At 54.6% G+C, this 19555-nt stretch carries 14 protein-coding genes; 13 read left to right on the forward strand and 1 reads right to left on the reverse strand.

The window, feature by feature from the left end:
- Positions 1–178 precede the first annotated feature (178 nt).
- The 8 genes from C4S74_RS15710 to C4S74_RS15745 all read left to right on the forward strand — a co-directional run bounded on the left by C4S74_RS15710 (position 179) and on the right by C4S74_RS15745 (position 11453).
- Positions 179–949, forward strand: coding sequence for an ABC transporter ATP-binding protein (locus C4S74_RS15710; RefSeq protein ID WP_103996231.1), 771 nt, complete (start codon positions 179–181; stop codon positions 947–949).
- Positions 924–2870 carry an FtsX-like permease family protein gene (locus C4S74_RS15715; RefSeq protein WP_103996232.1) on the forward strand — a complete coding sequence of 649 codons (1947 nt, stop codon included), beginning with the start codon at positions 924–926 and terminating at the stop codon, positions 2868–2870. Before C4S74_RS15710 ends, C4S74_RS15715 begins: the two co-directional genes overlap by 26 nt.
- 22 nt (positions 2871–2892) lie before the next feature.
- Positions 2893–3891 (forward strand): DUF418 domain-containing protein, encoded by a 999-nt coding sequence (locus tag C4S74_RS15720; protein ID WP_103996233.1) that lies wholly within the window; start codon positions 2893–2895, stop codon positions 3889–3891.
- 269 nt (positions 3892–4160) lie between these two features.
- Positions 4161–5087: a YafY family protein gene (locus C4S74_RS15725; protein ID WP_103996234.1), complete on the forward strand. Its 927-nt coding sequence runs from the start codon at positions 4161–4163 to the stop codon at positions 5085–5087.
- 63 nt (positions 5088–5150) lie between these two features.
- Positions 5151–5657 (forward strand): DinB family protein, encoded by a 507-nt coding sequence (locus tag C4S74_RS15730; protein WP_103996235.1) that lies wholly within the window; start codon positions 5151–5153, stop codon positions 5655–5657.
- 127 nt (positions 5658–5784) lie between these two features.
- Positions 5785–6546 carry an AAA family ATPase gene (locus tag C4S74_RS15735; RefSeq protein ID WP_103996236.1) on the forward strand — a complete coding sequence of 254 codons (762 nt, stop codon included), beginning with the start codon at positions 5785–5787 and terminating at the stop codon, positions 6544–6546.
- A 162-nt stretch (positions 6547–6708) separates the two neighbouring features.
- Complete coding sequence (gene rlmN, locus C4S74_RS15740) at positions 6709–7770, forward strand: 23S rRNA (adenine(2503)-C(2))-methyltransferase RlmN (protein ID WP_103996237.1); 1062 nt, start codon at positions 6709–6711, stop codon at positions 7768–7770.
- Positions 7771–8168: 398 nt separating this feature from the next.
- Positions 8169–11453, forward strand: coding sequence for a hypothetical protein (locus tag C4S74_RS15745; RefSeq protein ID WP_103996238.1), 3285 nt, complete (start codon positions 8169–8171; stop codon positions 11451–11453).
- Between the two features lie 136 nt (positions 11454–11589).
- Here C4S74_RS15745 and C4S74_RS15750 read toward each other — a convergent pair whose 3' ends face one another.
- Positions 11590–12201: a TetR/AcrR family transcriptional regulator gene (locus C4S74_RS15750; protein ID WP_103996239.1), complete on the reverse strand. Its 612-nt coding sequence runs from the start codon at positions 12199–12201 to the stop codon at positions 11590–11592.
- A gap of 201 nt (positions 12202–12402) precedes the next feature.
- On the opposite strand from C4S74_RS15750, the gene C4S74_RS15755 reads away from it, so the two are divergent.
- The 5 genes from C4S74_RS15755 to C4S74_RS15775 all read left to right on the forward strand — a co-directional run bounded on the left by C4S74_RS15755 (position 12403) and on the right by C4S74_RS15775 (position 19400).
- The gene (locus C4S74_RS15755) at positions 12403–13917 is read left to right on the forward strand and encodes an FAD-dependent monooxygenase (RefSeq protein WP_181024438.1); all 1515 of its coding nucleotides are present in this window, start codon (positions 12403–12405) and stop codon (positions 13915–13917) included.
- Positions 13918–14488: 571 nt separating this feature from the next.
- The gene (locus C4S74_RS15760) at positions 14489–15541 is read left to right on the forward strand and encodes an iron ABC transporter permease (RefSeq protein WP_103996241.1); all 1053 of its coding nucleotides are present in this window, start codon (positions 14489–14491) and stop codon (positions 15539–15541) included.
- A gap of 31 nt (positions 15542–15572) precedes the next feature.
- On the forward strand, positions 15573–16592 hold the full coding sequence (locus C4S74_RS15765) for an iron ABC transporter permease (protein ID WP_103996263.1): 1020 nt from the start codon (positions 15573–15575) through the stop codon (positions 16590–16592).
- Between the two features lie 52 nt (positions 16593–16644).
- On the forward strand, positions 16645–18423 hold the full coding sequence (locus C4S74_RS15770) for an ABC transporter ATP-binding protein (RefSeq protein WP_103996242.1): 1779 nt from the start codon (positions 16645–16647) through the stop codon (positions 18421–18423).
- Between the two features lie 173 nt (positions 18424–18596).
- Positions 18597–19400 carry an ABC transporter ATP-binding protein gene (locus C4S74_RS15775; protein WP_103996243.1) on the forward strand — a complete coding sequence of 268 codons (804 nt, stop codon included), beginning with the start codon at positions 18597–18599 and terminating at the stop codon, positions 19398–19400.
- The last annotated feature ends 155 nt before the right edge of the window (positions 19401–19555 follow it).

The raw sequence follows: 19555 nt of genomic DNA on the forward strand, positions 1-19555 counted from the left end.
TCGGACTCTCTCCGGAATACTTCCGAACAAAAAACCGAACATAATCTTAAAGCGACTGTAAGGAGGAGTTAAGGTAAATCCATAGCCCGACGGCCCGGCATTTTGTACAGTAGGGGTAGGCTGGCTGAATCATGAACAACAACCGGACGGACCATTTTCGGGAACAGGAGTGAGAAATATGGATATTTTGCAAGTAAAAGCTCTTCATAAAACGTATCCGGGCAAAGTCGTGACCCATGCTCTGACCGATATTCATTTAACGATTGGAAAAGGCGAGTTTGTCGGCATTATGGGCCCTTCGGGAAGCGGCAAAACGACGCTGCTGAACATGGTGTCGACCATTGACCGGCCAAGCTCGGGAGAAGTGAGCATCAACGGACAAAATCCGTACCGGATGAAGAAAAAAGAACTCGCGGCGTTCCGCCGCAGGCAGCTCGGCTTCGTCTTCCAGGATTTCAACCTGCTGGATACGCTCACGGTCGCCGAAAACATCGTGCTGCCGCTGACGCTGGACAACCGCAAGTTCGGGGAAATGGAGCGCAAGCTGGAGGAAGTCGCCGCGCGCCTGGGCATTACGGATATTCTCGGCAAACGCGTGTACGAGATATCCGGCGGGCAGCGCCAGCGGACGGCCATCGCAAGGGCCGTCATCACTTCGCCGGTCCTGCTCCTTGCGGACGAACCGACGGGCTCTCTCGACTCCAACGCCTCGCGCGTCGTGATGGAGTCTCTGGCAGAAATCAACGAGCGTGAAGGGACGACGCTCATGCTTGTGACGCACGATCCGCTCGCGGCGAGCTACTGCCAGCGCATCGTTTTTATCAAAGACGGAAAACTGGCCGCCGAAATTCACCGGGGTGACAGCAGACAAACGTTTTTCCAGAACATCATCGACACACTGTCTTTCTGGGGAGGGAATAGCAATGAACTTTCCTCGATTCGCGTTTAACAACGTCAAACGCAACGGCCGGGCTTACTTTGCCTATTTTCTGAGCAGCGCGTTTATGGTGATGATCTTTTTCACGTATGCCGTGTTCATTTATCATCCCCAGCTCGACCGCTCCCTGATGGGTCCGATGACCCGGGCCGGAATGCAGGCCGCCGCGTATGTCGTGTTCATTTTTTCGTTTTTCTTCGTTCTGTATTCCATCAGCATGTTTCTTAAATCCAGGAACAAGGAATTCGGCATTCTAACGATTCTCGGCGCGGATTCGGGCCAGGTCAACCGGCTGATTTTTCTGGAAAATATGCTGGTCGGGGGAGCTTCCATCGTTTCGGGCATTTTCAGCGGAGTTTTCCTCTCGAAGCTGTTTCTTCTTATTAGTGCGAAAATGACCGGAATGGAAGATTTGCCGTTTTACTGGCCGGTCCGGGCGATTCTTCTGACTGCGGTCTGCTTCGCTCTCTTGTTTCTCGTCATTTCCGTGCTGACCCTGTTTTTTATTCGTAAAAATAACGTTCTTGAGCTTCTGAACGGCAGCAAAAAACCTAAAAAAGAGCCGAAGCTGTCGATCTGGCTCTGCCTGCTCGGTTTTATTCTGCTCGCCGCAGGTTTTCTGGCACTGCGGATCGGGGAAGTGGAACCTGCCAATATCTTTATTGCCGCAGTTGCAGGTATTGCGGGGACGTACCTCTTTTATTCACAGCTCACCGTGCTGGCTGTCCGCGCCATGAAGCGCAGCCGCAAGAGAGTGTGGCGGGGGACAAGACTGCTGTGGGTATCGGAGTTCAGCTACAAGCTGAAAGATAACGCACGGATGCTGTTTCTGGTGACGGTCGTGACTTCCGTATCCTGCATGAGCGCGGGCTTCGTCCTGTCTTTAGAGCAGGAGAACCGGGCGTATTATTTAAATAACCCTGCGGCCATTCAATATACATCTTACGACCCGGATAACGCCGATAAAGAATTGAGGGTTATCGACGGCATGCTGAAGGACGCGGGAGCGGCCTACAAACGGCTGGAAACGAACTCATTCTACGCGCTGGTCAAAGGGAAGCCGGGTTCCTATGTGGATCTTGTATCCGTGAGTGAATATAACAAGATCGCAGATGCTTTCGGCAAAGGACTATCCCGATTCGGCGCCATAAATACCGGGGAAGCCGCTGTCGTTTACACGAAAGAAGCGGGAGCGGGAGACATACCGGAAGGACCCGTCGTATTGAAAGACCTGCCCCCCGGTACTTTGCAGGTGAAACAGACGCGAAACGCGGAATCGCTGGTTGCCATATTCAGATCGGGAGCCGCGCTCGTGCTGGAGGATCAGGAGTTTAAGCGGCTGAAAAGCGCGTCCGAGCAAGATAGCCCGTTCCGCTCCCGGAGCTTTGTCTACCTTGTGCCGGAATGGAACACGGGCAAGCTGCCCGCATCGGACAGCCCGGAATCGGTTACCGGCGATAAACTGCTGGCCTGGCACGACGAGCTTCAGGAGAAACGCGAAACGGACAGCTTCATATCGACCCGTGCCCACAACTTTTTGCAGATGCAGCAGGGGACATCGCTTTTCCGGTTTATCGGGGTGTTCATCGCGTTTATTTTCTCGATATCGACCGCAAGCTTTCTCTATTTCAAGCTGCACACGGAGCTTGCGGCGGACAGTCAAATGTACCGCGCGCTTTCGAAGATCGGCTTAAGCGCCGGCGAAATGAGAAAGTCGGCGACCGTTCAGATTGCGCTGCTGTTTTTTATGCCGATCGTTGTTTCGACCGTTCAGACCATCGTCGTTCTGGGTCCCGTGATGAACCGGTTCGGCGTTGCCAATTCGCTTGGTCCCGCCTTGATGGTGTCGGCCGCCTTCCTTGGGGCGCAGGCGGTTTACTTCCTCATTGTGCGTTCGCGCTATGTGCGTACCTTGAACAAGTGGATGGTTTAATCCAAGAGAGTAGAGAACATACATGACAACCGACACCAGAATAAACAAACGGATTGAAACGCTGGATTATTTAAGAGGATTTGCGCTGCTCGGCATCATTTTTATAAATATCAGGCAGATGGTATTTGCAACAATGGTCCAAACTGCCGGAGATATAGCTGTCAATACGTTTATGGATATAGCTGTCAGCCACCGGTTTTACGTAATTTTCTCTTTCCTTTTCGGAGTCGGCTTCTATCTCTTCGTTTCCCGGGCGAAAGAACGGGGAGACCGCGCCATGCTTTTGTTTACACGGAGACTCCTGCTGCTGCTGGCGATCGGTCTGGTGCATCACTTTTTTCAGCCGGGAGAAGCGCTTCTGATCTATTCGATACTGGGGTTCCTGCTGCTGCCTTTCTTTAGGATAAAACCGGCTGTCGTGTTTTTAACGGGGTTTGTCCTGACGATCGCCGGATGCTTTACGATTTTTATTGTGGAAATCTGGGGATTGTTTCTGCTCGGTTTGTGGGCCGGACAGATCGGGCTGTTTCAGCAAAGTGACCGCTACCGGCGGGGGCTTCTGATCGCAATGGCCGTTTCCCTGCTGCTTCTGGTTCCGTCTTACTATGTTCAGGAAGCTATTATGGACCGCACGGGGATGGTCGACGTGGCTCTTGCGGCGGGCGGCCTTGCATTCAGCGTCTTTTATGTGACGGCGCTTACGCTGCTGCTGCGGAGCGCAGCGGTCCGGCGTCTGCTGGCGCCAATGAAGGATCTGGGGAGAATGGCGCTGACCAACTATCTCATGCAGACATTCCTTATCCTGTTGCTCAGCGCGCTGTTCAGCTGGCCGAACCGCATTCACGCAACCGAGCTTGCCTGGACGGCGGCGGGTATCCTCCTGATCCAGATGGCCGCGAGCACATGGTGGTTCCGCTATTTCCGGATGGGACCCGCGGAGTACTTGTGGCGGCTGGGGACCTACGGGAAAAAGTCCGTCATGCATTCATCCGGCATAAACAAAACGACGGGTAAAGGATAACAATTTCCTGTCGAACGTTTAAGCGCGAATGTGAACATGAAAGGTTGATTCACAAGCCCGGTCAAACGGAACTTAACGACGAATTTCTGCACTTTGTGCCGAACCCCCTCGCCGGTATTTTTCACCTGGACCGGCTTTTGCCGGAAGCGGGTCTGCTCAAGGAGCACACCTTATGAACAGAAGAAAGCGGGCCGGGAGGTCCGCTTTCTTTGTGCTATAATGAGAAAACAAAGGAAAGACCATTAACTTCCAGAGCGCGGAGGATTTTCATGAAGCTTGAACGTCTTGTATCCATGATCTATATGCTGCTGAATCATGAAGTGGTGTCCGCTTCGGTTTTGGCCGAGAAATACAACGTCTCGCAGCGGACGATATACCGCGATATGGACGTTATTTGCGCGGCGGGGTTTCCTGTCGTTTCGCATCAGGGAGTGAACGGCGGTTACGGAATTATCGAGGGGTACAAGCTGGACAGGAGCCTGCTCGGCGCCTACGACGTCAATTCCCTGATCACGGTGCTTCAAAGCATCTCCACACTTTTCGGGGAGGACGAGAAAGCGGGGGAGACGATCCGGAAGCTCCAGACGATCCGCACGGAGCCCCTGGCCGAGACCTTGACGATGGACATCGGAAGCCGGAAGGAGATGCTGGAAATGATCCGGCATATACGGGAAGCGGCTTCCGGAAGGATGGTGATCCGCTTTGATTATGTCAATCTCAAGAGCGAAAGGACTCTGCGGACCGTCGAGCCTGTCCGGTTAATGTACAAACACGAAGCCTGGTACCTCTACGCTTATTGTCGTGCCCGCGCGGATTACAGGGAATTCAGGCTGTCGCGGATGAGTTCGCTGGAGCTTTCGGAGGAACGTTTCGAGCCTCGTGAGCTTCCCCCGCAGCGAGGGACGTCCGAAAAGAAGCGGGACAGCGAATCCGCTGACGCGACGACGGTCAGGCTGAGATTTTCTGCGGGAGTGCTGGCGGCCGCTCTCGACCGCTTTTACTATGCGGACAAACGATACTCGGAAGACGGGTCCCTGTTAGTCACCTTCAGCGTGGCGGCTATCAGCCCTTCTTCCTGGCTTGCGGAATCGATTCTCAGCTTCGGGGACGGTGTGGAAGTGCTGGAGCCCGGCGAGCTTATTGAGGACATCCGGCAGCGGATCGAAAAAATGCGGAATCTATACATCAAAGGCTGACACACAGATGTCAGTCTTTTTGTTTTATATTGAATTCAATAAGAAAAAGGAGTGTGTTGACAGATGAGCAACCAACAGGCAGTCGAAATGTACAGGTTTCACAATTGGGCGAACGAAACGATTTTCAAGCGGTTAAAAGAGCTTCCCGAATCGGTATACCGGCAGGAGATGACGAGCGTCTTTCCGACCGTCGCCAAATTGATGGCTCATATTTACTTCGTGGATCTGTGCTGGATTTATATTTTAGAGGGAGTGGATATGAGGAAGGCCACTGTGGATGCGCTCTCCCGGCAGGAAGAAATCGAGAAGCTGAGCCTGGAGGAGCTTGAGGCCTCCTATAGACAAGTGTCCCGGCGTTATGAGGAATGGATCGCTCAGGGACAGGATCTTGATCAGCGGTTTATGCTCGACAACCCGTATACGCGCAAACGGGATACGAGTTATGCCGAAGTTCTTTTCCAGGTGGCCAATCACGGAACGTACCACAGAGGTAATCTTTCGGCTATGCTGCGTCAAATCGGCCAGTCTTCCGTTATGACCGAATATGCGTTATACTGGTATAATGAATAGGATAAAATGAAGGATGCGTCTGACGCGTCCTTTTTTTAATGGACAAGGCGTCTGTCCTGCCGGAATTCTCAATACATGAAGCCCTGAATCCGTAAAAAGCGGACAGCGCAGTCGAGGAGGATGCACCATGCCTGCCGGAAACGATGACAGGTTTCTCCGCCACATCGAGCTGAAGAGGGAAAGTGTTCCCTCCTGGAAGCGGTATCCCTTCGATCTGGATGCGATCCGCAGCCTGGACAGGCTCGATTTTCACCCGAAGGTAACGTATATCGTCGGCGAGAACGGCACCGGCAAGTCCACGCTTATGGAAGCGATAGCTGCGGCGTGGGGGTTTAATCCGGAAGGCGGGACGCTGAACTTTTCTTTTGCCACAAATCCGACGCACTCGGAGCTTCACAAGTACATTCGGCTCTCCAGGGGCGTGAGGAAAGCGCGGGACGGCTTCTTTTTCCGGGCGGAAAGTTATTATAATCTGGCTACGAATATAGATGAGCTCGACGCGGATTTCTCGTTGCCCCAACCCCTCATCAAAGATTCGTACGGGGGCATTTCACTTCATGAACAGTCGCACGGGGAATCGTTTTTTGCGGCTTTTCTTCACCGTTTCGGCGGTCGGGGCCTGTATATTCTGGACGAGCCCGAAGCCGCATTGTCGCCGCTGAGACAGATGGCCATGCTTGCCCGTATGCACGAGCTGGTCGGCCGGGATTCCCAGTTCATCGTGTCGACCCATTCTCCGATCCTGATGGCTTATCCCGATGCTGTTATGTACCACTTGTCTTCCGATGGAATCGAAGAGACAACGCTCGAGGAAACGGAGCATTACGTGATCATGAAGCAGTTTCTCAACAATAAAGAGACCATGCTGCGGGAGTTGTTCGGCGAATAGAAAAAGATAGGGCTATGAGGAACGGGCGGCTTATAAATGGCGCTGTTCTAAAGTCCTTGTGTTACGTTTGGAATTTTGGCACAATGATAGAATGTAAAGCTGGCATCCGCCCTTTGGCGAGGATGAAACCTGCTGAATGTTTTGCTGAAAAGAGGAGTACGAATGAATAAATCATCCATCTATGGATTAACATTTGATCAGTTGACCGCCTGGCTACAGCCATACGGGCATAAGAAATTCCGGGCCTCCCAGATTTGGGACTGGCTGTACCGCAAACGCGTGGCGAGTTTTGCCGAGATGACGGACGTGAACAAAGATTGCCTGGGACTGCTGGAAGAGCACTTTGTCCTCCAGACGATGGAGGAACACGTGAAACAGGAATCTTCCGACGGGACCGTCAAGTTCCTGTTCAGGCTTTCCGACGGAAACCTTATCGAAACGGTGCTGATGAGGCACAAGTTCGGGTTATCCGTATGCGTCACGACCCAGGTCGGCTGCAATATCGGCTGCAGCTTCTGTGCGAGCGGCCTGCTTAAGAAAAGCCGGGACTTATCCGGCGGAGAAATCGTGGAACAAATCATGAAAGTCCAGTTTCACCTGGACAAGGCGGGCAAGGAAGAACGCGTAAGCCATGTCGTCGTAATGGGAATCGGAGAGCCGTTTGATAACTTCGAAAATCTGTCCGATTTCCTGCGTGTCATTAAAGACCACAAAGGACTGGCGATCGGCGCCAGACATATCACGGTTTCCACAAGCGGACTAGCCGACAAAATCGTCGAGTTTGCCGATTCGGATCTCCAGGTGAACTTGGCGGTTTCGCTGCATGCGCCGAACAACGAGCTCCGTACGCGAATCATGAAAATCAACAAAGCGATCCCCATAGAGAAATTGATGGAAGCGATCGATTATTATTTGGGCAAAACGAACCGCAGACTGACTCTGGAGTATATTTTGCTTAGAGGTGTGAACGATGCCCGGGAGCATGCGGAGGAACTGGCCGAATTGATCGGGGAACGCCGTCCGCTGGTTAACGTGAATCTCATTCCGTACAATCCGGTCGATGAGCACAGCCAGTATCAGCGGAGCGAGAAGGAATCCGTACGCGCTTTTTACGATATTCTGAAGAAACGGAATGTGAGCTGCAGCGTGCGGCTGGAGCATGGAGCGGATATTGACGCCGCCTGCGGACAGTTAAGAAGCAAGCAGATCAAAGCGACCGGTTAAGGGAATATAGTCATTATAATCGGACCGTATGCAAGAGGCGTATCCCGCAAGGGATATGCTTTTTTGCGCATGTCCGCGTTTTCTTGCGTTTTGATGTGGTATTGATACGCGACAGTTATCGAAAGTTAAGGAAATGTGCTTGAAGGAAACCACAAGGTTATCAAGCGTTCAAAATAACTAAGATTACGTTGACACTATCTTCCTTTTTGGATACTATAGAAACCAGAAGGATACCAGATAAAGATAAAGTTATTCTTCCGAGTCGATTGGAAAGGAGGAAGCTGACCGCGCGACCTACTTAAATGATTTTATGATAACGCTTACAGTTATGCACATTGTTCACCCGGTATTTTTATTGTAAAGCCGCTTGTCAACCAACGGATAAAGGAGGCATTATGATGAAAAAAGGAAAGATCCGCCGGCCCCTTCTCATGCTCATGAGTCTGATGATGACACTCACGGGCTGGAGCGGCGCCGCTTCGGCCGCCGAACCTTCCGGTGCGGATGCGCCTGCCGCGACTCTTACGAGCAAGCTGGCCCAGAAAACTTATGGCAGTCCGGAAGAGCTGCTCATCCCCAACAACTACACGGTAGCCGTATTCAACGGCGCGGCGGGCAAGGAAGACGGCCGCAACGTGCTTTATGCGACGAGCAAAGGAAAGCCGGGCCATCTTAACGTCATCGATCTGGACGACTACAAGCTGCTGCGCAGCATTCCGATCGCTCCGTCCGAAAGCTCCTGGGCACACACCGTGGCGCCTGACGGAACTTTGTTCCTGGCCGCGGACGGAGGCGGTGCCAGGCTCTGGAGCTATTCGCCCGTAACCCATACCCCCGTACAGGTCGCTCAATTCGACGGCCAATCCGTGCCGAACAGCATCACGACCGACCAGCAGGGCAGAGTGTACGTCGGTACGTATCCGGGCGGCAAAGTCTACCAATACGACCCTGCCACGAAGCAGACGAAGGATTACGGGCGCGTCATCGGACAGCTCGACTCCGAGTATGTCCGTTCCATCGCTTATCAGGGCGGCAGCGTTTATGCCGGCACCGCTCATAAGCAGATCGTCCGCGTCAATCTGCAAACGGGCGCGAAGACGGACATTGCCGCTTCCTTGCCGGTCAAAAACGATACGGTCTACGATCTGGATACGATCGACAACCGCTATCTGTTTGCGCGTTATACGGATGGGAGCGGCGTGCCCGGCGAAGGATACATCTACGATACACAAACGGAATCGTGGCTGGACATCGAGCTTCAGAACGTGACCGGCCTGCATGCGGCCGATTCACAGAACGGAAAGCTTTACTATATGTCCGACAAGAAGCTGAAAACGTTCGACCTCGCCACTCATGCGGTGGAAGAGACGGGTATGGAATACGGAACGGGACTGAGGGGGGCGGATTGGGTCGAATTCACGAACAACCCCGATCTACCGGGTAAAACGCTCGTTACGGTCCGTTATGACGGCGGTGTCACTTACCTCAACATCGACACGAAACAGGTCATCCAGAAGCCGCCCGTCATTCCGGGACTGCCCGGCGTGGTCAACCGCCTGGCCGCCGTTTCTCCGACTCAGTTGATAACAACGGGTTCGCAGGCGCGGTCGTCGCTGGTAAACTTGACGGACAACACGGCGAAGCCGTTCAGTATCGGCCAGGCGGACAGTGTGTACCCGATCGGGTCCAAAGTGTATATGGGCGTCTATCCGGAAGGCAGCCTGTTCGAGTATGACCTGACTAAGGAAGCGGGCGATACGAATCCCAAAAAGCTCGCAGTCCTGGAAAACGACCAGGAACGTCTGGTGAACATGACGAGCGGGCTAGGCAAGCTGTACATCTCGACGATCTCGGGGTACGGAACGCTCGGAGGTTCGCTGACCGTGTATGATCCGGCTTCCGGCGAACTTAAGGTGCACCGCAACGTCGTTCAAAATCAAAGTGTGCTCAGCACGACCTTCCATGACGGAAAAATTTTCGGCTCCACCACGATCCGGGGTGGACTCGGTAGCGAGCCTACGGAAGCGGAAGCGAAGATATTCGTATGGGATGCGGTAAAGGAGCAGAAAATAACCGAATTTCCGCTGCGGGTTCCGGGTCTGGACAAACCGGTCTTCATCGGAGATCTGGCCGCAGGTCCCGACGGGCTTATCTGGGGCGCTTCCTATGAATATATTTTCGCGATCGATCCCCAGACATACGAGGTCGTCAAAAGCAAAAAGATTTATCCGCAGCTCAACTTCACCCAGTGGGCGCACCATCCGCTCCGCTGGTCCGAAGATGGTCTTCTGTACGTCCTGTTCAACAACAAATTGACTGTCATTGATCCGGACACCCTTGAATTCCGCACGCTGGCGGATACTTCCCGGTTCGATCTCGGCATGGACGGGAACTTGTATTTTACCGATCAGGCGACCAACACGATTCTTTACCGGATGGAAGTCGACGGGGAAGTGACGGAAGAACCGCCGGGCACGCCTCTTCCTGTCCGCAACGCGGGTTTTGAGGAGGGAGTCGCGAACAATGTCATTCCCGGATGGAGTCCGCTGTTTGCTGTCGGAACGGACTATTTCTACGGAATCAGCGGGGACAGGAGCGTATCGGGCGTCAATAGCCTGAAAATCACCGACAAGCTGCGTACCGCTTCCGTCGCGCTTCAAAGCGACAAAATCACGGTTCAGCCGGGCGGAGATTACGAAGCGGGAGCACAAATTTATATTGAATCGGGGCAGCCGGGACTGATGTTCCGATTCTTCGATGCCAATAATGCCGCGATTTCGACGCTTGAAACGCATCTCGATGAATCCAGGCTGGCCCAGTGGCAGAAAGTCACGCTGCGCGGCAAGGCTCCGGCCGGCGCCGCTTACGCCCGCCTGATTGCGGTAACGAGCCGCTATAACATCGCTTCGGCGTATTACGATGACTTTTTCGTCGGGCAAAAAGAAACGCCGGTCCCGTCAGCCTCGGCGTCGCTGCTTCCGGAGCCTAACGCGGACGGCTGGCTGAACCGGGATGCGGTCCTCCGCATCCAGGCGGCCCGCGCTTCGGCGGTGCGCTATTCTGCCGAGGGAGCCCAGTCCTCCGCCGAAGTGACCGTGAACGGCACCGCGGCCGAACTGTCCGTCGGCGCGGAGGGCGTAACCACGGTCATGTATTCCGCCATAGGCGCGTCAGGCATCCAGTCGCCGCCGGGAAAGACCGTGGTCCGGCTCGATAAGACGGCTCCCTCGGTACAGTTTAACGCCGAGTCCGTTTACTCCGTGGACCGGACAATCGAAATCCGCTGCGCGGCGGCGGATGCTTTGTCCGGACTGGCCGGCGACCCGTGCGCCCAAGCTCTGATGAGCGCACCGGCCTACAGCCAGGAGCCCGGAAAGCACGAGATCAGCGTGACTGCGGCGGATAAGGCGGGCAACCGGAAGACGGCCGTCTATACGTACGAGATTGCCGTCACTTACGAGGGGATGTGCTCCCTCGTCCAAAAGTTCGCCCCCGACGACCGCGGGACCGAGCTGGCTTTATGCGCCACCCTGACGGCCGCACGCAAAGCGGAGGAAAGAGGCGGCGCAACTGCGAAGGCGGCCGTGCTCCTGGCTTTTAACAAGCAGGTGGACGCATTCAGCGGCAGGAAGCTTACCGCCGAAGAGGCGGGCGTTTTAAAAAAGCTGGCGGTTTATTTATAGAGGAAACGGTGCAGCCGCGATCCAAACAAACGGATAGCCGAATTTCGGTTGTCCGTTTCTGCTGTTTACAAGCTTCCCGCGAAGGCGGTGAACATGTTCTCTCACAGCCCGCCGGACTGCCCGGTTCGCCGCGTTTTTACAACGCCGGATTCAGGCCGGCCGCGTAAAGAGGACCGTTAAAGGTCAGCCGGGTGAGGATGAGCGCCATTTCCCGGGGCGATTCCCGGCGCCCTCCCTGCAGCCATTCCTGAACGACGCCCAAGTGAGCCGAGGTGAGGTAGGAGATGAAATAGTCGGCCGGAACAAGCAGGTTGTCTTTCGGTATGAAGCTTGCCGAATGATTTTCGAAAAGCTTTTCTCTCATTAGCTGCTTCATCCGGTTCTGAAAGCCCGGTGCTCCTTCGGGACCGAGAACGGCTTTCAGGAAATCCCCGTTGGCTTCGAAATATTCGAACAAAGCAACCGCAAAAGGAAGAGGTTCGTCAAATACGATGATGTTCGGGGTCAGGCTGGCTTTGACTCCTTCGACAATCCGGTCGACGACGCTGAAAATCTCCTGGAGGCTCTGTTCCAACAAATCAAACTTGTCTTTGTAATGAAGATAGAAGGTTCCCCGGTTAATGTCCGCGCGTGTCGTGATATCCCTTACTGTCAAACAATTGAAGCCTTTTTCCTCCATCAGCTCGGTCAGTGCTTTCCGGATTCCTTCTTTTGTCCGTATCGTACGGCGGTCTTTGCCCGGCTGCATCCGATCCCTCTTTTCCCAAATTTATGAACAGACGGCAAGGATGTGTGCATTAATCGTCACAACCCGCCTTTGTGTTTATTGTAGCCGGCTGCTCTCCATGATTATAATGAGCATAAAGAAGTTAATCAACATCGTGTTCATTAATGGGGACGAACGGAGTAAGAGGCAGATCCTAATCTTTTCAGACGGGAGAAGATCCATATGGAACAAGTTCTTATTGCCGGAGCGGGGCCTACCGGTCTGATGCTGGCCCTCCAGCTCGCTCATTACGGGGTGCCGTTTCGGATCATCGATAAAAATGAGGGGCCCGGCCAGGCATCCAGAGCGATGGCGGTTACTTCGCGGACGCTGGAATACTACCAGCAGCTGGGTTTGGCGGAGGAAATGGTGAGCCGGGGCATCAAGGTGGACCGGGGACACATTTGGACGGGAACCAAACGGAAAGGAACGCTGCCGTTCGGCATGCTGGGGGAAGGGCTGAGCCCGTTTCCGTTCGTCTTTACGTTTCCCCAGGACGATCACGAGCGTTTGCTCATCGAGGCTTTGAAAGCGGAATCCGCCGAAGTGGAATGGAATACGGAACTGGTTTCTTTCGTACAAAAGGACGGAACGGTTGAGGCGGTCTTAAATCATTCCGGCAGGGAAGAAATGCACACGTTCCGCTATTTATGCGGATGCGACGGGGCCCACAGCCGGGTGCGCAAAAGTATGGATAACCCGTTCGAAGGCGAGAAGTACGAGCAAGACTTTTACGTGGCGGACCTTCACGGGGAAGGCGGGATGTTTTCGGGACGCAATGTGGGCATCAATTTCGGGGACGAGGAGTTCGCTCTTGTTTTCCCCGTGCGGAGCAGCGGAACTTACCGGCTGATCGGTGTCGTACCCCCGGCTTTCCGGGATCGCGAGCCTTTGTCCTTCGAGGATATGTACCCTTATTTGCATCGTAATCTCGGCCTCGGTACGGCTGAAGTCAAGTGGTTTTCGAAGTATCACGTTCATCACCGCGTTGCCCGTCATTTCCGCGAAGGGACTGTATTTATGGCCGGCGATGCCGGCCATATACACAGTCCCGCGGGCGGCCAGGGCATGAACACGGGCATCGGCGATGCCGTAAATTTAGGCTGGAAGCTGGCTGCCGTCATTCAGAAGAGGGCGGCCCCGTCCCTTCTCGATACTTACGAGGCCGAACGTCTTCCATTTGCGAAGCTTCTCGTGGATACGACGGACCGGGCTTTCAAAGCGGTAATCTCCACGAGCCGGATAAGCAGACTGGTCAAAAAGCATCTTTTTCCTTATGCCGGTCCGTTCTTGTTCCGCCGTCCCGCAATCCGCAGAAGATTGTACAGCTTGATCTCCCAAATCAGGATTACGTACCGGGGCGGCGAACTTGCTGCCGGAGAAGCCGGAACGCTGCAGGGAGGGGACCGTCTGCCCTATGCGGAAGTGAATTTCTCTCCGCTGCGGTCGATGGATTGGCAGCTTCATGTATACGGCAGAGCGGGGCGGCCCCTTCGCGATGCCGGGAAAGAGCTGCGGCTGCCTCTGCATGAATTTCCGTGGAATCGCGAGACGGAGAAAGCCGGATTCACGGAAGATGCGCTGTATCTGGTCCGGCCGGACGGCCATATCGGCTTCGTAAATACCGGTCAGGATACCGCGCTGCTGCGCGCTTATGTGGCGAAGCATGAGATCGTGCCGGTTTCCGGCACGTCTTGAACCTGTAATTGTCAGTCCACAATGAGCATAAGGTCATTAATCGGTCTATATATAATAGAAGCGATTTGCGTTAAAGCCGTCCGGAGGGGCGGCTTATTTTTGTGTAAGGGGGGATACGGCCGGGTTGGTTTGGTATACAGCCTGCCGCATGCTTCGAGCGATCAATTTGTTAGCCCGTGGGCCCAAAGAGAAGCATCCTGGAGATGTGCGGGAATTTCCACGCAATTGATTCGGGGGCTTCCGCAGACGAAGAATACCGGCCACCCTTCTTGCTAGGCTCTTGTTTGTATTTTCGATTCGCAGGCATAGAGAACGGCTTGTTTATCCCAAGTCCATACGGCCGGTCCAACTGAATCAAAATGGAGTACTTTGCGAAAATTTCGCTTTCCAGCCGTTGCATTTTTAACAGCTACGTCCGGGAGTTGTGCAAATCCGTTCTTTTTGTACAAAAAAAGTTCTTGCTTTTGTCCATTGCCCAGGTAAAAATTGTCGCTTAAACTGAACATTATGATAATGAGAATCAATATCACTGATAATGATCTCGCTAAATACTAACTACAGGGTGGCAGGTATGATTCAGCAAAACGCAGCAAGGGAAACGCAAGTGGCTTCATCCGTTCCGCTTCGCACCCGTCCGCTGGCCGCAGCCCTCATTCTCACGGGTGGGATTCTCCTTCTCGTACTGGGAATAGGGGTTTCGGTATCGTTCGGGGCGGCCGACATTGTATTCTCGACAGTCTGGGAAGCTGTCTTTCATTTTAACCCCGAATCGACGCAGCATCAGATTATCGCCGATTTGAGGATGCCGCGCGTGCTGGGCGGCGCCATGGTAGGGGCGAGCTTCGCGGTCGCCGGAGCGATCATGCAGGGCATGACGAGAAATCCCCTCGCGGATTCGGGTCTCCTCGGCCTGAACGCGGGCGCGGGCTTTATGCTGGCGCTCTGCTTCGCCTTTTTTCCGGGAATGGCTTATTCCAAGCTTATTCTGATGTCGTTTCTCGGTGCGGCCGGCGGAGCCGTGCTGATTTACGGGATCGGCTCCATCGCCAAAGGCGGATTGACGCCGCTGCGGCTTGTTCTGGCGGGGGCGGCCTTGAGCGCTCTTCTTTCCGCGCTGAGCGAAGGAATCGCTTTATATTTTCACATCGGGCAGGATATTGCCTTCTGGTATGCGGGAGGCGTAAGCGGCACCACCTGGGTTCAGCTCAAGGTCATGCTGCCGTGGTTTCTGGCCGCGCTTCTGGGCGCGATCGCGCTTTCCCGTTCGATTACGATGCTCAGCCTGGGAGATGAGATCGCCAAAGGACTGGGCCAGCGGACCGGACTCGTTAAACTGGGCGGGACGGTCGTTGTTCTCATTCTCGCGGGAGCGTCCGTCTCCATCGTTGGCGCGGTGGGCTTCGTCGGCCTGATCATTCCGCATCTGACGCGTTTTCTGGTCGGCGTGGATTACCGCTGGATCATCCCTTGTTCGGCGGTGCTGGGCAGCCTGCTCGTCGTCGTTTCCGATCTGGCGGCCAGAATGATTCACCCTCCGTACGAAACACCCATCGGAGCGCTGATCGCGCTGATCGGGGTGCCGTTCTTCCTCTATCTGACGCGCAAAGAAAGGAGGGAGCTGTAACGTGTACCCGAATCCCGGCTATCTGCCTATTATGGAACAGGAGAGAAAGCGGAAAAGACGAAACTTCGCTATTCTCGTTGTTTTCGCTCTGCTTCTTGTCCTTACCTTCGTTATCAGTATGAACATCGGCTTTATCCGGTTATCTCCCGGTGAGCTATTTAAGACGCTTATTGGAGAAGGAACACGGAAACAATCGCTGATTCTGTTCGATTTCCGGCTTCCCCGCATCGTGCTGTCGATGCTGGCGGGCGCGGGGCTGGCGGTATCGGGAATGATTCTGCAGAGCATCTCGCGCAACGCGCTGGCCGACCCCGGCATTCTGGGCATTAATGCCGGAGCGGGACTTGCGGTTCTGCTGTTTATCTGCTTCTATCCTTCTGCGGCGGCGGCCCCGGTCTTCCTGCTTCCCGTCCTCGCGCTGGCGGGCGCCGGAGCGACGGCGATGCTGATCTATACGCTGGCGTTCAAGCGCAACGAAGGATTGTCTCCGACCCGGCTCCTGCTGTCGGGTATCGCGGTGGCGGCCGGAATCAGCGCCGCCACCATCGTGCTGACTTTACGCATATCCCCGGAGAAGTACCAGTTCGTGGCCACGTGGATGGCCGGAAGCATCTGGGGAACGACGTGGAAGTTCGTGATCGCGCTTCTTCCCTGGATCGTCATATTGTCGGTCTACGTCTTCTGCAAAGCGCGCGTGCTCGATGTGCTGAACCTCGGCGACCAGCTAGCTTCGGGGCTTGGCGCTCCGGTGGAGAAGGAGCGGTTCCTGCTGCTCGCTTCCGCCGTCGGCCTTGCCGGTTCCTGTGTCGCGGTAAGCGGCGGCATCGGCTTCGTCGGGCTTATCGCCCCGCATTTGGCCCGCAGACTGGTAGGACCGGGCCATAAAGTTCTTCTCCCGGCCGCGGCACTTGCGGGAGCGCTGCTTGTCTGCGCGGCCGACACACTCGGCCGCTGGGTGCTCCAGCCTTCCGAAATGCCTGCGGGAATCGTGGTCGCCGTCATCGGCGCTCCTTATTTCCTGTATCTGCTTGCGCGGTCCAAGACGGAGTAGAACAAGCGCGCATATGCGGCCAAGGAAGGTTTTACAGAAAGAGAGGTGCTTTATGCTCCGCCGTTTTTTTGCCTATTACAAACCGTACAAGGGCCTGTTTATGCTCGATTTCGGCTGTGCGATCATAGCCGCCGTTCTTGAGCTCGCTTTTCCGCTGGCGGTTAACCGAGTCATCGACGATCTTCTGCCGAGCGGCAAATGGGAATGGATCGTATGGGGCTGCGTCGGTCTTCTCGGTATTTATGTGATCAGCGCAGCTCTTCATTATGTCGTCACTTATTGGGGGCACAAGCTCGGTATCAATATCGAAAGCGATATGCGTACCAAATTGTTTAACCATGTGCAGAAGCTTTCATTCCGCTTCTTCGATAACAACAAGACGGGGCATCTCGTCTCAAGGATGACCAACGATTTGATGGATATCGGGGAAATCGCCCATCACGGGCCGGAAGATTTATTCATAGCCGTGATGACTCTGGCAGGCGCTTTCGGCATTATGCTCGGCATCAACTGGAAGCTGGCGGTTCTGACCTTTATTATCGTGCCGGGGATGATTTCGCTTTCGCTTTATTTCAGCCGCAAAATGTCGCTCGCCTTCGACAAGATGTTCAAATCCATTGCGGATTACAACGCACGGGTCGAGAACAATGTCAGCGGAATCCGCGTCGTTCAAGCTTTTACGAATGAAAATCATGAAATCGCCAAGTTCGCCTCCAACAACGGTGAGTTCAGAAGCAGCAAGCTGCTGGCTTACCGGATCATGGCCTGGAATTCTTCTATCAGTTACCTGCTGATGAAAATCATTTCCCTGTTCGTTTTGCTGTGCGGAACCTGGTTTGTGCTGGCGAAACAAATGAGTTACGGGGAATTCATAGCCTTCGTGATGCTTTCGAACGTATTTCTCGGGCCGATCAAGCAGATCAATTCCGTGATCGAAATGTATCCGAAAGGAATCGCCGGCTTCAAAAGATACCTGGAAATCCTGGAGCTGGCACCCGATGTCGCCGATACTCCGGATGCGCGGGACGTTGAACGGCTTCAGGGGAATATCCGGTACCGGAATGTAAGCTTCGGCTACGAAAACAAGGGCAGCGTGCTGAACGGGCTGAACCTTACGATCCGGCCGGGAGAAACTGTCGCTTTCGTAGGTCCTTCGGGCGCGGGCAAAACGACCTTGTGCAGCCTTCTCCCGAGGTTTTACGAAGTGACGGAAGGCGACATCACCATTGACGGCATCGACGTCCGCGAAATGAAGCTGCAGTCGCTGCGCGCCCATATCGGGATCGTGCAGCAGGAAGTATTCCTGTTCGACGGCACCATACGCGAAAACATCGCTTACGGCAAGCTGGGAGCCTCCGACGAAGAGATATGGGAAGCGGCGAAAAGAGCCCAGCTCGAAGAGCTGATCCTGTCGCTGCCCGAAGGGCTGGACACCATGATCGGCGAACGGGGAGTGAAGCTCTCCGGCGGGCAGAAGCAGCGGCTGTCCATTGCGCGGATGTTTCTGAAAAATCCGCCGATCCTGATTCTCGACGAGGCGACTTCGGCGCTGGACAGCGAGACGGAAGCGATCATTCAGGAAGCGCTCTGGGAGCTTTCCAAAGGCCGGACGACACTGATTATCGCGCACAGGCTCGCCACGGTGAAGCATGCCGACCGGATCGTCGTGATCACGAAAGAAGGCATCGCCGAACAAGGAAGCCACGAAGACCTGCTCGCCGGGGGCGGTGCCTACAGCAAGCTGTATGCGGCGCAATTCGGCGCCGAGCTGCTTAACAAGCTCGGAAGCGTAAGGACGGGCGAAGAACGTGCCGCCGGAACGGTTGGATAACAGGAACAGCTTGTTGACCCGCAAGCTTTAGTGCCGGAAACACAAGGCGGCTCAAGCGGCTGCGCTAGTGTTACATACATTTCAGGCATAGGACACTCACAGAAATAAAGGAAAAGAAGCCGGACGCGGATCATTTCATAGGCGGCCGGCCTAAACCAAGGAGGGAATATCGGATGACGCTAGTACAGGAAAGGCTTCATACGTCCGAGCTGCACATCGGCTACGGAGATCTCAGTATCGTGAACGATCTGAATATCTCCATCCCGCAGGGCAAAATAACCGCGCTCGTAGGCGCGAACGGTTCCGGCAAGTCAACCATTCTCAAAACGATGGCCCGGCTCATGAAACCGGCTTCGGGAGGCGTACTGCTCGACGGAGTGTCGATTCACAGCAAATCGACGAAGGAAGTGGCCAAGGAATTGGCCATTCTGCCGCAGAATCCGTCGGCGCCGGCGGGCTTAACGGTTACGGAGCTCGTCGCTTACGGCAGATATCCTCACCAGAGCGGCTTCGGTACGGTCTCTGCGGAGGATAAGCGCGTGATCGGCTGGGCTCTGGAAGTAACGGGTATGATGCCGTTTCACGCAAGGCCCGTGGATCAGCTTTCTGGAGGCCAAAGGCAGCGCGCGTGGATCGCTATGGCGCTTGCGCAGCAGACCGATATTCTCTTCCTGGACGAACCGACCACTTTTCTTGATATGGCCCATCAGCTTGAAGTGCTTCAACTGCTGCACAAGCTGAACAGCGAGGAGAAAAGAACGATCGTGATGGTAATCCACGATCTGAATCATGCCTCCCGGTACGCCCAGCATATCGTGGCCATCAAATCCGGCAGCGTGATATGCGAAGGGTCGCCTGCAGATGTAATGAACCAAGATATGCTGCGCGAGGTATTCGCGATTCATGCGGATATCGTTACCGACCCGCGCACGGGAGTGCCGCTGTGCCTGCCGTATGAACTGGCCCCGGAAGCATAATGAGGCCATACACAGAAGAAACCCTGCCGATCCGCTGAAGTGCACCCCTTAGAATGGACATTGGAAAAACCCTTGGGTAATTCCGATGAAATTCTAGGGGGTGCATTTTTTATGCCAGCGAGAAAAGGACAAAAGTTCAAGCACTATACGGAGGA

The organism is Paenibacillus sp. UNC499MF, from assembly GCF_900107975.1.
GTDB lineage: Bacteria > Bacillota > Bacilli > Paenibacillales > NBRC-103111 > Paenibacillus_F.

Coding starts and splice junctions, on each gene's coding strand:
- C4S74_RS15725 (WP_103996234.1), top strand. CDS start 4,161: ATGAAGCTTGAACGTCTTGTATCCATGATCTATATGCTGCTGAATCAT.
- C4S74_RS15730 (WP_103996235.1), top strand. CDS start 5,151: ATGAGCAACCAACAGGCAGTCGAAATGTACAGGTTTCACAATTGGGCG.
- C4S74_RS15775 (WP_103996243.1), top strand. CDS start 18,597: ATGACGCTAGTACAGGAAAGGCTTCATACGTCCGAGCTGCACATCGGC.
- C4S74_RS15770 (WP_103996242.1), top strand. CDS start 16,645: ATGCTCCGCCGTTTTTTTGCCTATTACAAACCGTACAAGGGCCTGTTT.
- C4S74_RS15750 (WP_103996239.1), bottom strand. CDS start 12,201: ATGCAGCCGGGCAAAGACCGCCGTACGATACGGACAAAAGAAGGAATC.
- C4S74_RS15735 (WP_103996236.1), top strand. CDS start 5,785: ATGCCTGCCGGAAACGATGACAGGTTTCTCCGCCACATCGAGCTGAAG.
- C4S74_RS15755 (WP_181024438.1), top strand. CDS start 12,403: ATGGAACAAGTTCTTATTGCCGGAGCGGGGCCTACCGGTCTGATGCTG.
- C4S74_RS15720 (WP_103996233.1), top strand. CDS start 2,893: ATGACAACCGACACCAGAATAAACAAACGGATTGAAACGCTGGATTAT.
- C4S74_RS15710 (WP_103996231.1), top strand. CDS start 179: ATGGATATTTTGCAAGTAAAAGCTCTTCATAAAACGTATCCGGGCAAA.
- C4S74_RS15760 (WP_103996241.1), top strand. CDS start 14,489: ATGATTCAGCAAAACGCAGCAAGGGAAACGCAAGTGGCTTCATCCGTT.
- C4S74_RS15715 (WP_103996232.1), top strand. CDS start 924: ATGAACTTTCCTCGATTCGCGTTTAACAACGTCAAACGCAACGGCCGG.
- C4S74_RS15745 (WP_103996238.1), top strand. CDS start 8,169: ATGAAAAAAGGAAAGATCCGCCGGCCCCTTCTCATGCTCATGAGTCTG.
- rlmN (WP_103996237.1), top strand. CDS start 6,709: ATGAATAAATCATCCATCTATGGATTAACATTTGATCAGTTGACCGCC.
- C4S74_RS15765 (WP_103996263.1), top strand. CDS start 15,573: ATGGAACAGGAGAGAAAGCGGAAAAGACGAAACTTCGCTATTCTCGTT.